The sequence below is a fragment of the Psychroflexus longus genome (assembly GCF_020164595.1).
Classification (GTDB): domain Bacteria; phylum Bacteroidota; class Bacteroidia; order Flavobacteriales; family Flavobacteriaceae; genus Psychroflexus; species Psychroflexus longus.
This window is the reverse complement of record NZ_JAIQZE010000003.1, coordinates 39,600-52,168: the sequence shown is the minus strand read 5'-3', so window position 1 is coordinate 52,168 and position 12,569 is coordinate 39,600. Positions and strand designations below refer to the sequence as shown.

Here is a 12,569-nt window from a genome sequence, read left to right as displayed (position 1 = left end):
TGTTTTCTATATTATTTGCTTAATGTATTTTGAACTTTCTTTAAAAAAATCGAGGTTTTTGGAATCTACGGCAAGTAAAAGATCACTTATTTTTTCGTTGGATTCATTTAAACCTACTTTTAGTTTGGCTTCTGTAAGTTGTGCAATGATCTCTAAACAGAGTTCATCGCTTCCAAAAAAATTGAATAACAATTTATACTTCTGACTTATAAAATCGGTAATTACTTCAGAGTTGGGTTGTCCGAAAAGAGAAAAATCTTTTTGAATAAAAACAAAATCTGGTTTTTCAACTCTGTCATACCGATGCCTGCTAAATCCTAGAAAATTAATTTCTGAAGGGTCTACATCAAAATTCTTCTCTATTAATTGCTGTAATTGATATCTATCTGAAACATCATCATTGAATAAAATACCAATTTTTGATCCTCCAAAATTATCGAGTTTTGAAGGTTTTATAGTCTCCAGCTTTTTGTTAAGAAAAAAATTTTGAATAGATGTCAGCACCTTTAGGTTTTAGATCAAATATAAGTTTTTGTACAAATTATCATAAAGAAAAACTTAGCCTTTTAGCCAAGCTTGTCTTAATTTGAATTTTGGATCTTCAGCATCCAACTCCATAGACTGTAAGCTTGTTTTCTCGATGTAAGGTTGAGAAGTTTTTCCTTCAAATGTCATTTCTTCTCCATCTCTTACTATTGTGATTTTGAAGTCTTCGCCTTCCTGCCATCCCATGGATGTCATGATAAGTGGTCTTATATTTTCTAAAGTGTATTCAGTCCCATTAATGGATTTGATTACATCGCCACCTTCTACACCTAAATCCTTAAAAAAAGAATTCATTGGATAACTTTCTCTGAAGAATACTGTTCCCTCATCTTGGTTGGCATCAATAAATGGAGTTCTTCCATTTAAGAAGTAGCCAGTTTTGGACAAGCTTTGAGTTTTTTCAACACCTACTTTGGCGAAATACTCATCGTATGGTATTGGCGTGTTTCCTGAAACATGTTTATCAAAAAAGCTTTGGATTTCAGGATAAGTCATATCAACAATTTCAGAAATCAATTTATCATCCTGAAATGGAGTGTCTTTTCCGTATTTGGAAATTAATTGTTTCATCAAGTCCAAGATTCCCATTTCGCCGTCACTCAATTCTCTCAGTCTGATGTCTAGAGCCATTCCTATGAGCGCGCCTTTTTGGTATACATTGTAATAACTGTCTTTATAATCATCTTCAAGGATGTTTTCACTCATCACAGTAAACGACATCGTATCGTCAAACGCCATTGAAGTCTCGATCTTCTCATTCATACGTTGATAAAATTCTTCTTCTGAAATCAGGACTTGATTGATTTGAAATAAGTTAGCAAAATATTCGGTAACCCCTTCATACATCCACAAGTGCTGAGACATTTCAGGATCGTTATAATCAAAATAATGCACTTCTTTTGATTGGATATTCAATGGTGTGATGATATGGAAAAACTCGTGAGAAACTACATCAGTCATCGACTCTTCCAGCTGTTGCAGTGTCATGGTTTCTGGCAAAACCACACTTGTAGACGTGTGATGTTCTAAAGCTCCAAAACCGCGTGCATCAGGATTTTCCATATCCGACAAGTAAAGTAAAATCGCATACACATTGGTGTTATCAATTTCACCTAAAAAAGATTTTTGAGCCTGAACCATTTTTTCTAAAGCAGGTTTTAAGTCTTCTGTAGAGTGAACGCCGTTCGGAGAATGAATACTCAACGACACTTTCATGCCTTCAATATCAAAGCTCGTAGTGTCCGGTTCAGAATATAAAATTGGGTGATCAATCACACCAAAGTAACGTTCTGTAGAAAATTCATCTATCACATAATCCTCTTGTTCAGTTTGATTGGTGATTGGCAAAGATGCAGAAGCTGCCAGGTTTGAAGGTCTATGGATATTAATTTTATAAGGTGTTTCTTTAGCATCTTCAAAATATCCAACCATAGCATGCAGATTCAGCATAAAATTATCACCCGCTTCAAAATTGGTTCCTGCTGGTGAAAACACACCGCCTTCACCTTCAATATCATAAGTATCGTTAACGTAATAGGTCAATTTATCAAAGTTCGAAGAATTAGAAATTACCCAGGTATTGTCATCGTTGCGAGTAGCCTCCATAGCTTCACCATCATAATCCAAAGCAACAAGATCTTCAGAGAACTGACCGTAATTATTGATCGCATAAGTACCAGGAACTGTTTTTGGCAAGTAAAACTTAAGCGAGTCTGAAGAAATCCGTCCTGGATTCACAGTTACTTTTACTTTATCGTTTTCGACATTATGAAGGAAAACGTCTACTACTATAAGGTCATTTTCTGGCTGAGTAACAGTTTTACAACTTACCACGCTTAATACTACTGCTATGGCTAAAATTATTTTTTTCATTTTTTTTAATTTATTGTCGGACTCTTTTTTCAAATTTTGTTACGCGAAAGCATTAAAATTTTATCACTTTATTGAGTGCATTGATATCTTTTGAAGCTCCGAAAATATACACTAAATCGTCAATTTCAATTTTAGTATCAGGTTGGATATCTGAAATATATTTTCTTCCACGTTTAATAGCTAAAACAGTGACATTATAATTTTTTCCAATACCTGAAGTTTGAATAGAACTTCCCGCAATATTATTATTTCCGTGCTGAACGTGTAGAGTCGCCACTTCTTTGTCTGGAATATTCAATTGTTGGAACACAGCATTGGTAGAGGTTGGTTTTATGCTTGTCAACATTTCATAGTCCGAGGATCTGATGTTGGTCACAATGTTTTCGATATCGCCTTGAGTGACCATATATTGTCTCAATACTCGGGTAAAGATTTCAATGGAAGTCTCGAATTCTTCAGGAATCACTTCATCAGCTCCAACCTTCATGTTTTCTTCAATTTCCTTGACGTATCGAGTTCTGACAATGATATAAACCGTTTGAGAAAACAATCTTACCGAAGAAATAATCTTTTTGGTGGCGTTAGGATCTGAAATGGCAATTACCACTACTCTCGCTTTTTGTATATTGATGTGTTTCAGTATCTCCGGATCGGAAGCATCTCCGAAAACGATAGGTTGATTTTTCTGCTTAGCTTCCTTAATAGCTTCATAGTCCATATCCAAAATGACGTAAGGAATGTCTATATGAGAAGTCACTCTGGAAATATTCTTACCATTGATACCATACCCCACAATCACGACATGATCTTTCCAGTCGTGATCCTGGTCTACTTCCTGACTACTATTGTCAATTTTTCGCTTATTCATGCGTTTCCTCACGCGCTTAGGAATAGTCGCTTTCAGCATAAAGCTGGACATATTGTGTGACTTTTGCAAGACAAAAGGCGTAAGGGCCATCGTTAAAATCGAGACTGCAAGGAAATATTGGTACAATCCGTCTGGAAGCAAATCGTTTTGTAAGCCAACGGTAGAAAGCAACAAAGAAAATTCACCAACTTGGAAAATACTAAATGCAGACATAAACGCTGTTCTGGGTTGGTTTTTTAAGACCAACGCAACAAGACCAACGATAAGCATCTTGATAACCAATACAGCAATAACGAATAGGAGAATGTAAACTACATTATTGATGAAAAATTTAAGATCAAGCAGAGAACCTACCGATATAAAAAAGAAACTGATAAAAATTTCCCTGAAGGGTAAAACATTAGCCGTGGCCTGATGGCTATATTCCGACTCTGAAATAATCAAACCCGCAAAGAAAGCACCTAAAGCAAGAGATAAACCTACTGAAGAGGTCAACCAGGCTACAGAAAAACAGAAAACAATCGTTGTTAAAATAAATAGCTCTCTATTTTTAGACTTAACCACTAACTTGAAAATGTAAGGAACAATGTATTTCTGAAGCACAAAAACCACGATACCAACACCTATCAATTTAGCTAATAAAATAAGGAGTGTTTCTCCGATATTATCAGATTTCCCAGCTAAAATTGGCGTTAACAGCATCATCGGTACAACAATAATGTCTTGAAAAATCAAGATACCAAGCGCAACTTTACCGTGAGGTGACTTGATTTCTCCTTTTTCCTGAAGCATTTTAAGGACAATAGCCGTACTACTCAAAGAAATTAGAAAACCAAGAAATACAGCCGTATTGATTTCTACTCCTAGAGCCATGGCCACTAAAGCCGTAATCAAAATCGTACCACCAACCTGTAATCCACCACCAATGAAAACGGTTTTCTTGATTTTCATCAAGCCACTAAAGGACAATTCAATTCCGATAATAAAAAGAAGAAAAATAATTCCTATTTCTGAAAGTAACTCTACTTCATGAGAAGAGCTCAGTAAATTGAAAGCACTAGGGCCAACAATTATACCTGCAAATAAGAAGCCTAATATGGAAGGAACTTTGAGTTTTTGGAAAGCTAAAATAATAACAATCGAAATGCCTAAAACAACAACGATTTCTTTGAGTAAAGGGATTTCCATAGCTTATTTATTAGAATTGCAAAAGTACAAAAATAACATTCCTTAAGCACTTTGTAAAATCAAATAAAAGGATACACAAAACATAATTATTTTGTGGAGTTTATTCAGCTTTTAAGTTTGAAAAAGCAATTATATTTACCGCAAATTTGAAAAATGAATAAAATTAGCATATTGTTTTTGGCTTTCAGCTTGTGGGCATGTTCTGAAAATCCGAAAACACTTTCAAAAATTGAAGGTCAACAAGTACAAATCTCCGATTCTATTGCCAAGAATAAAGATCTGGAAGACTTTATAACACCATATAGAGAACACATTACTGAAGAAATGGAAGGTGTTTTAGCTTACACTCCAGAAGCGATGTACAAATCGGATGCTAAGTTCAACACTCCAATTGGCAACATGATGGCAGACGCTGTGATGGAAATGGCAAATCCTGTTTTCGAAAAACGGACCGGCAATACAATAGATGCTGTTATTTTGAATTATGGTGGTATCCGTTCGGGAATCAATGCTGGTGATATCAGCACCAGAACTGCTTACAATATCATGCCTTTTGAGAATGAAGTGGCTGTGGCAGCCTTGTCTTCAGAAGAACTTAGAGCTTTGATAAATTATCTGGCCAAAAACAAAACTGCTCATCCCATCGCCGGGCTTCAAGTCATCTTAAATGCTGAAGGTGAATTGCTTGAAGCTAAAATGAACGGAGAGCAAATTCAAAATAAAACATACTACGTAGCCACATCGGATTACTTGATAAAAGGCGGAGACCGCATGGATTTTTTCCTGAATGCAGAAAACGTAGAAACTTTGGATTACAAGCTGAGAAATTTGTTTATTGACTATTTCAAAAAGAAAGACACTATAGCGCCAGTGAGGGATAAGCGCTTTATCCAACTGCAAAACTAGAGCCATGAAAAGAATACATTTTATAAAAACCACCGGAGCAGCAACGGCATTTACAGCAGTGAGTGGAATTGGGATGCTAAGTGCTTTTCAACCAAAACCCTTTTCCAAAAAACTTACCATTTTACATACCAACGATGTGCACAGCCACATCGATCCTTTCCCCGCCAATGACAGCAAATACGCTAATCTTGGTGGTGTGTCGAGACGGTATTGTTATATTCAAAGTGTAGTATCAGAGAATCCCAACACGCTTATTCTTGATGCTGGTGATGCTTTTCAGGGCACGCCTTATTTTAATTTTTATGGAGGTGAATTGGAGTATAAACTGATGAGTAAAATGGGCTATCATGCCTCAACCATTGGAAATCATGAGTTTGACAATGGCATCGATAATATCGCTGCTCAGCTGGAGCACGCCGATTTTGATTTGCTAAATGCTAATTATAATTTGAGAAATACAAGCCTCGATGGTTTGGTAAAACCACATCAACTTTATGAAGTTGACGGACTTAAAGTGGGTGTTTTTGGATTGGGAATTCAGCTCGAAGGACTGGTTTCGAAAGATCTTTACAAAGAGACTGAATATTTAAATCCTGTCGACATTGCTCATGAACAGAGTAAAATTTTGAAGGAAGAGTTGAATTGCGATTTGGTGATTTGTTTATCGCATTTAGGCTATAGCTATAGATCTGATAAAATTGATGACTTAAAATTAGCTACACAAACCAAAGACATCGACCTGATTATCGGAGGACATACCCATACTTTTTTAGACAAACCAAGCATTATTGAGAACTTAGAAGGCAAAAAAGTTCTTGTAAACCAAGTAGGTTGGGCTGGCATTAATGTCGGTCGTATTGATTTTTATTTTGACGAAAAAGGAGCTAACAAAAACGAAAGTTTGGTGATTGAAGTGTAAAATAGTAGACCGGTTGACCGGTCTACCAGTTGACTAGCTTACTCTTTAATCATCCCCAAAAACTCATCTTCAGTTATAATTTTAACTTCCAAGTTTTCTGCTTTAGTTCTTTTGCTGGGTCCCATATTATCTCCAGCAACTAAGTAGTCTGTTTTTTTAGAGATAGAACTTGTAATTTTTCCTCCGTTTTTTTCTATCAGGTTTTGAAGTTCTTTTCTGGAAACCTTTTCAAAAACTCCAGAGATTACAAAAGTTAGCCCTTCTAATTTTTGACTTTGATTTTCCATTCTTTTTTCAGAAATTTCAAACTGAAGTCCGTATGACTTTAATCGGTTGATACGTTCTTGATTGGCATTATTCTGGAAAAAATCGACTACACTTTCAGCAATGCGCTCCCCAATTTCATCCACAGCCACCAAATCTTCCAAGCCTGCTGAAGCTAACACATCTATGCTTTTGAAAACCTTGACCAGTTTTTTTGCAACAGTCTCACCAACGTAACGTATGCCTAAACCAAATAAAACGCGCTCAAAAGGAACGTCCTTGGACGCTTCAATCCCTTGAATTAGATTTTCAGCAGATTTTTCTGCCATACGTTCCAACGGCAAAACATCTTCTTTCTTCAAAGTGTACAAATCGGCATAATCTTCGATCAGGTTTTCTTTAACAAGCAAGGCTACCGTTTCTCCGCCTAGCCCTTCAATATCCATGGCTTTTCTGGATATAAAATGTTGAATTCGTCCTATGATTTGTGGTGGACAGCCTTCTGTGTTCGGGCAAAAATGCAGAGCTTCTCCTTCTTTGCGCAATAGCGGCGTTTCACATTCCGGACATTCTTGAATGTATTCCGTCGGTTCAGAGTTGGGATCGCGTTGTTTAAAATCGACACCAATAATTTTGGGTATGATCTCTCCTCCTTTTTCTACAAAGACCACATCGCCTTCTCTTATATCGAGTTTTTCAATTTGGTCAGCGTTATGCAAAGAAGCCCGCTTTACTGTAGTTCCAGCAAGCTGAACAGCATCCAGATTGGCAACGGGAGTTATCGCCCCTGTTCTACCAACCTGATAAGTAATTTTATTTAAAGTTGTGGAAACTTGCTCGGCTTTAAACTTATAAGCCATTGCCCAGCGCGGAGATTTCGCAGTATAACCCAATTCATCCTGATGCTGGAGACTATTCACTTTTATGACGACTCCATCTGTTTCGTAAGGTAAATCACGCCTGTGCTCATCCCAGTAATTGATGTACTTAAACACTTCGTCAATCGACTTAGCGAGCTTGGCTTCTTTTGGCACATTGAATCCCCAATCTCTTGCTTTGTTCAAACTCTCCATTTGAGTAGTTACACCCAAATTTTCTCCCGTCAAATTATAAAGCAAACACAGTAAAGGACGCTTAGCCACCTCTGCACTGTCCTGAAGCTTCAGACTTCCAGATGCTGTATTCCTAGGATTAGCATAAGGTTCTTCCCCCTGGTCCACTCGCTCAGCATTCAATTTTGCGAAACCTTCATAGGGCAATACAATTTCACCACGAATGTCAAACCGTTGAGGATAATCATCACCTTTTAGTTTCAAGGGAACCGATTTAATGGTCTTGACATTATACGTTACTTCATCACCTTGAGTACCGTCACCTCTGGTCACTGCTCTCAAAAACTCACCATCTTCATAGGTTAAACTAATGGATGCTCCGTCATATTTTAGTTCGCAGACAAATTCTACAGGTTCCTCTATGATTTTTTGAATTCGAGTTTCCCACTCCTCAAGATCTTCCTTAGAGTAGGAATTTGACAGTGAATACATGGGGAAATCGTGGACAACGGTATTGAAGTTTTTAGTCACCTCACCACCTACGCGCATCGTAGGAGAATTTAGGTCTTCAAACTCTGGATTGGCGTCCTCCAACTCTTGAAGCTCTTTTAATTTCATGTCAAAATCATAGTCAGAAATCTCAGGATTATCCAAGACATAATACTTGTAATTATGCTCATGAAGCTCTGTACGCAACTGCTCAATTTTTTCTTTTACATCCATGAAATCTGTCAATTAGTATAGTCCTTAAAATTAAAACTAAATTCATTCAAAAATAAATCGGAAAAGCGCCTACGGACTATTTTTAATAGGCTTTTAGCATTCGATCATTTCCTCTAAAATCTTTCCTCAATTCTACGTTCTTGAATCCAAGATTTAAAAAAAGATCGCGCGTTTCCTTTGCCAAATATTGACTTACCTCCGTATAAACAACTGGTTGTTTTTCAAGTTTTAAGGCGAGTTCTGCAATTATTTTATAAAAAATCAGTGCGTCGTCATCTTCTACAAATAAGGCCACATGTGGCTCATGGTCCACTACGTTTTTTTTAATATTAGACTTTTCTGCGCTTTTCACGTAAGGCGGATTAGACACGACAATATCAACTGCTGGTAATGTGTTCAACTTTAGAAGATCTGCTTTAATAAATTCAACTTGAGAATGATTTTCCTCGGAATTTGATGCTGCAAGTTTTAATGCTTTTTCTGAAACATCTAAAGCTTTGATCTTGGCTTGAGGCAGATGCTTGGCTAATGCGATAGGAATACAACCACTGCCCGTTCCTAAATCAATAATCGACAACTGAAGTTCTTTCGATTTGTAATCATTCAAAATCCATTGAACAAGTTCCTCGGTTTCCGGACGTGGAATCAACACATCGGGATTTACTTTCAGTTTGAGTCCAAAAAACTCGGAATAACCCAAAATATACTGAATAGGCTCCTCCTTTTTAAGTCGTTCTTTTGCATCTTCAAATTTTGAAAGCTGACTTTTTGATAGGTCAAATTCAGTCTTAAGTAAAATATCGTGAGTTTTCAGATCTAATAAATCTTCAGCAAGCCAAGTAAAAAAGGTCGAAATTTCATCTGATTCGTAAATGGACTGTAGATCTTCAATAAATTCTTTTTTTAGTTGCTTGAGGTTCTTCATTTTTCTTCAGCTTTAAATTTACTAGAAACTTCAAAACCAAATACAACTTCAAATTTCTTGTAAATCATTTCAAAATCTTTCTTTCTAACGCCAATCTTAAAATGGCAATCTAGTTTCAAATCTTGTTCTATAATATCAAGATCGTATTCTTTTACCAGTCTCATGACCAGATTCATTTTATCATACTCACAAGTCACTTCAAAATTGAGATTTATTGTTTTGGAAATAATCTTACTGTTTTCCAAGGCCATTTTGGCAGCAGTTTTATAAGCTGAAATCAATCCGCCAACTCCAAGCTTGGTACCTCCAAAATACCTAACCACAACAACCAAAATATTTGTGACCTCAAAATTTTGTAACTGACCAAGAATAGGCATTCCCGCAGAATTGGAAGGCTCTCCATCATCGTTGACTCTAAAATGCTCATAATTTTCACCCATCTGCCAGGCATAGCAAAAATGCCCTGCTTTATTGTGTTTTGATTTCAATTCAAGTAGCGCGGATTCAACCTCATCTTCTTTATCGACTGGAAAAGAATAGGCAAAAAATTTACTTGCTTTTTCTTTGAAAAGTATTTCTTGACCAGGTCGGTCTATAGTTTTGTAAGCGTCTTTTTCCAATAAAAAAATTTGAGAATAAAAATTACTTCTAGCCCTGAATTAAGAAAATGGCAGGTCTTTTATGCAAATCTATGGAAGTTTTTTTCCATTCTGATACAGTTTGAGTTTTAATAAACTCGGTGGATAGTGTAAGGTCTACCGCTACACTTATTCTGGTAGAAGCCTGAAGAGTCGAAATCAAACTGATTAATAATTTATTGTTTCTGTAAGGCGTTTCAATAAAAATCTGAGCCTGATTTAATTCTATGGAAGCTCTTTCGATTTTCTTTACAAAATGCTTCCGCTCTTGATTATCGATAGGTAGATAACCATGAAAAGTGAAACTTTGGCCATTAAGGCCGCTGGACATCAATGCCAGCAAAATAGAAGAAGGTCCAACCAATGGAACCACTTGAATATTCTTTTGATGAGCTAATGCAACAACTTGAGCGCCAGGGTCTGCAACTCCTGGACAACCTGCATCAGATAGCAGTCCCATATTTATACCTTCTTCACAAGGGTCTAAGAAATTTGGAATTTCCAGATCCGAAGTAAATTTATTGAGGAGCTTAAAGTCAAGACTAGGTTGAGATTTTGATGGAACAATTTTCTTTATAAAGTGTCTTGCTACTTTTTCATTTTCAACGATATAATGATCAACTTCATTAATTACTTTACGAATGGAAAGAGGAAGCACTTCTAAAGGCGGTAAATCTCCAAGGCGATTTGGAATAAGATATAGTTTACCTTTTTTCTGAATATTTTCCATTTATTGAAATTTTATTTAGGCTAAGACTTCTGCAATTCCTTCGCTATCACAGAGCATGATTCTTCTAGCATGGCATAAACTTGATTGAAACCATCCATTGAATTATGATAAGGATCTGGAACGCTTTCATCTTCTCCAGGAAATATTTTATTCAGAATAAGGCTTACTTTATCTCTTTCTTCCTGAGTTTCTGCAAGACTTAAAACATCTTCATAATTTGAAGTATCCATCACAAAAATATGATCAAAGATTTTAAAATCTTCTTTAGTAAACTTTCTGCTCCTTTGGTCAGTGATATCCAATCCATTTTTCTGGGCTACATCAATAGAGCGCTGATCCGGCAACGCGTTTTCATGATAACCTGATGTACCGGCAGAATCGATTTCAAATTTTGATGAATCAAGCTTAGACTTTAGAATTCCTTCCGCCAGTGGCGAACGGCAAATATTCCCTAAACACACCATCAATATTTTGGTCATAACTGCTTGAATTTGATCTCTAAGTCTTGAATGAATTTCCTAAACTGCTTATCAGATTCCTGTAAGTTAGAAACAATTTTACAAGAATGTAAAACTGTAGAGTGGTCTCTTTGGCCTATGTGCCTGCCAATATTTGTTAGCGAGGTTTTAGTGATTTCTTTGGCAAAGTACATAGCGATTTGTCTAGCTTGAACCACATTTCGCTTTCTACTCTTCGATTGTAATTCTTCAATCTCAATATGAAAGTAATCGCTTACCACATTCTGAATATCATCCAGAGATATTGGCTTTTTGTTATTCTTTACGTAATTTTTTACAATCTGCTCGGCAAGATCTATAGTAATCTCTGTCTTACTGAAGGAGGAGTGCGCAATGAGAGAGATAATAGCACCTTCAAGTTCACGAATGTTATTGGTAATTCTTGAAGCTACATAATCTAAAATCTCATCTGGCATTTCAACTCCGTCATTGTAGAGTTTATTTTTGATAATTTTTATACGCGTATTATAATCAGGTTGTTCAAGCTCTGCAGAAAGTCCCCACTTGAATCTTGATAAAAGGCGCTGTTGAATATCCTGCATATCGACAGGAGCTTTATCACTGGTCAAAATCACTTGCTTCCCATTTTGATGCAAATGATTGAAAATATGAAAGAACACATCCTGAGTTCCTTTTTTACCTGAAATAAGTTGAATGTCGTCGACAATGAGAACATCGATGATCTGATAGAAATGGATAAAATCATTTCTATTATTCTTGGAAACAGCATCTATATGCTGTTGAGTAAATTTATCTGCGGATATGTAAAGAACCGTTTTTTCTGGAAATTTATCCTTCACCTGCAAACCAATGGCGTGTGCCAGGTGAGTTTTACCAAGTCCTACTCCTCCAAAAATAAGCAGTGGATTAAAGGAAGTTCCACCAGGCTTGTTGGCGACCGCAAGACTAGCAGATCTAGCCAGTCTATTGGAAGTTCCTTCCAGAAAATTATCAAAATTATAATTTGAATTTAATTGGGAATCAATTTTTAAATTTCTAATTCCTGGAATCACAAAAGGATTTCTTAATTCTGGTTTTTTCTGCCTGGAGGGAAAATCTACAGATTGAGAATGAACACTGGAGCGTTGGGTACTTGGAATTTTTTCTGTGAAGGGCTGTCGGTTCCCTTCGGCATTTTCCATTCGAATAACATAAACCAATTTTGCAGACTTACCTAGTTCTTTGGTAAGGGCAACTTTCAACAAGTCAACATAATGCTCTTCTAACCATTCATAAAAGAATTTTGAAGGCACTTGAATACTTAAAGCATTATCATTGAGTTTTACAGCATTTATGGGTTGAAACCAAGTTTTATAAGCTTGATCTGAGATGTTGTCCTTAATGAAAATAAGGCAGTTTTCCCAAACCGAAGTTGCTGATTTTGACATAGTTAAGCTTAAAGTATTTGTATTAAAATTAT

Annotated in this window: 11 protein-coding genes; 2 read left to right on the top strand and 9 right to left on the bottom strand. The window is 36.3% G+C overall.

Annotated elements, in window-relative coordinates; all coding sequences use genetic code 11:
- Positions 1–6 precede the first annotated feature (6 nt).
- The 3 genes from LB452_RS04115 to LB452_RS04105 are packed head-to-tail and all read right to left on the bottom strand — an operon-like array spanning position 7 to position 4,474.
- Positions 7–504 carry a DUF6913 domain-containing protein gene (locus tag LB452_RS04115; RefSeq protein ID WP_224460460.1) on the bottom strand — a complete coding sequence of 166 codons (498 nt, stop codon included), beginning with the start codon at positions 502–504 and terminating at the stop codon, positions 7–9.
- Between the two features lie 54 nt (positions 505–558).
- Entirely contained in the window at positions 559–2,418 is a 1,860-nt protein-coding gene (locus tag LB452_RS04110) for a M61 family metallopeptidase (RefSeq protein WP_224460459.1), read from the bottom strand.
- Positions 2,419–2,470: 52 nt separating this feature from the next.
- Positions 2,471–4,474: a cation:proton antiporter domain-containing protein gene (locus LB452_RS04105; protein WP_224460458.1), complete on the bottom strand. Its 2,004-nt coding sequence runs from the start codon at positions 4,472–4,474 to the stop codon at positions 2,471–2,473.
- A 153-nt stretch (positions 4,475–4,627) separates the two neighbouring features.
- On the opposite strand from LB452_RS04105, the gene LB452_RS04100 reads away from it, so the two are divergent.
- Together LB452_RS04100 and LB452_RS04095 are read left to right on the top strand one after the other, a co-directional pair.
- The gene (locus LB452_RS04100) at positions 4,628–5,380 is read left to right on the top strand and encodes a 5'-nucleotidase C-terminal domain-containing protein (protein WP_224460457.1); all 753 of its coding nucleotides are present in this window, start codon (positions 4,628–4,630) and stop codon (positions 5,378–5,380) included.
- Positions 5,381–5,384: 4 nt separating this feature from the next.
- Positions 5,385–6,299: a bifunctional metallophosphatase/5'-nucleotidase gene (locus LB452_RS04095; protein WP_224460456.1), complete on the top strand. Its 915-nt coding sequence runs from the start codon at positions 5,385–5,387 to the stop codon at positions 6,297–6,299.
- Between the two features lie 38 nt (positions 6,300–6,337).
- Here LB452_RS04095 and ligA read toward each other — a convergent pair whose 3' ends face one another.
- From ligA to dnaA, 6 genes are all read right to left on the bottom strand, one after another.
- Entirely contained in the window at positions 6,338–8,338 is a 2,001-nt protein-coding gene (ligA, locus tag LB452_RS04090; protein ID WP_224460455.1) for an NAD-dependent DNA ligase LigA, read from the bottom strand.
- An 82-nt stretch (positions 8,339–8,420) separates the two neighbouring features.
- Positions 8,421–9,263: a peptide chain release factor N(5)-glutamine methyltransferase gene (gene prmC / locus LB452_RS04085; protein ID WP_224460454.1), complete on the bottom strand. Its 843-nt coding sequence runs from the start codon at positions 9,261–9,263 to the stop codon at positions 8,421–8,423.
- Positions 9,260–9,883, bottom strand: a complete 624-nt coding sequence (locus tag LB452_RS04080; RefSeq protein ID WP_224460453.1) for an IMPACT family protein — start codon at positions 9,881–9,883, stop codon at positions 9,260–9,262. Before LB452_RS04080 ends, prmC begins: the two co-directional genes overlap by 4 nt.
- A 28-nt stretch (positions 9,884–9,911) precedes the next feature.
- Positions 9,912–10,631, bottom strand: coding sequence for an SAM-dependent methyltransferase (locus LB452_RS04075; protein WP_224460452.1), 720 nt, complete (start codon positions 10,629–10,631; stop codon positions 9,912–9,914).
- Positions 10,632–10,651: 20 nt separating this feature from the next.
- Entirely contained in the window at positions 10,652–11,110 is a 459-nt protein-coding gene (locus tag LB452_RS04070) for a low molecular weight protein-tyrosine-phosphatase (protein ID WP_224460451.1), read from the bottom strand.
- Positions 11,107–12,537 (bottom strand): chromosomal replication initiator protein DnaA, encoded by a 1,431-nt coding sequence (dnaA, locus tag LB452_RS04065; protein ID WP_224460450.1) that lies wholly within the window; start codon positions 12,535–12,537, stop codon positions 11,107–11,109. Before dnaA ends, LB452_RS04070 begins: the two co-directional genes overlap by 4 nt.
- Between the last annotated feature and the right edge of the window lie 32 nt (positions 12,538–12,569).

What these genes read in the sequence shown, in the direction of transcription:
- LB452_RS04110 (WP_224460459.1), bottom strand. Translation starts at nt 2,418, where the DNA reads ATGAAAAAAATAATTTTAGCCATAGCAGTAGTATTAAGCGTGGTAAGT.
- LB452_RS04105 (WP_224460458.1), bottom strand. Translation starts at nt 4,474, where the DNA reads ATGGAAATCCCTTTACTCAAAGAAATCGTTGTTGTTTTAGGCATTTCG.
- LB452_RS04100 (WP_224460457.1), top strand. Translation starts at nt 4,628, where the DNA reads ATGAATAAAATTAGCATATTGTTTTTGGCTTTCAGCTTGTGGGCATGT.
- LB452_RS04095 (WP_224460456.1), top strand. Translation starts at nt 5,385, where the DNA reads ATGAAAAGAATACATTTTATAAAAACCACCGGAGCAGCAACGGCATTT.
- ligA (WP_224460455.1), bottom strand. Translation starts at nt 8,338, where the DNA reads ATGGATGTAAAAGAAAAAATTGAGCAGTTGCGTACAGAGCTTCATGAG.
- prmC (WP_224460454.1), bottom strand. Translation starts at nt 9,263, where the DNA reads ATGAAGAACCTCAAGCAACTAAAAAAAGAATTTATTGAAGATCTACAG.
- LB452_RS04075 (WP_224460452.1), bottom strand. Translation starts at nt 10,631, where the DNA reads ATGGAAAATATTCAGAAAAAAGGTAAACTATATCTTATTCCAAATCGC.
- LB452_RS04070 (WP_224460451.1), bottom strand. Translation starts at nt 11,110, where the DNA reads ATGACCAAAATATTGATGGTGTGTTTAGGGAATATTTGCCGTTCGCCA.
- dnaA (WP_224460450.1), bottom strand. Translation starts at nt 12,537, where the DNA reads ATGTCAAAATCAGCAACTTCGGTTTGGGAAAACTGCCTTATTTTCATT.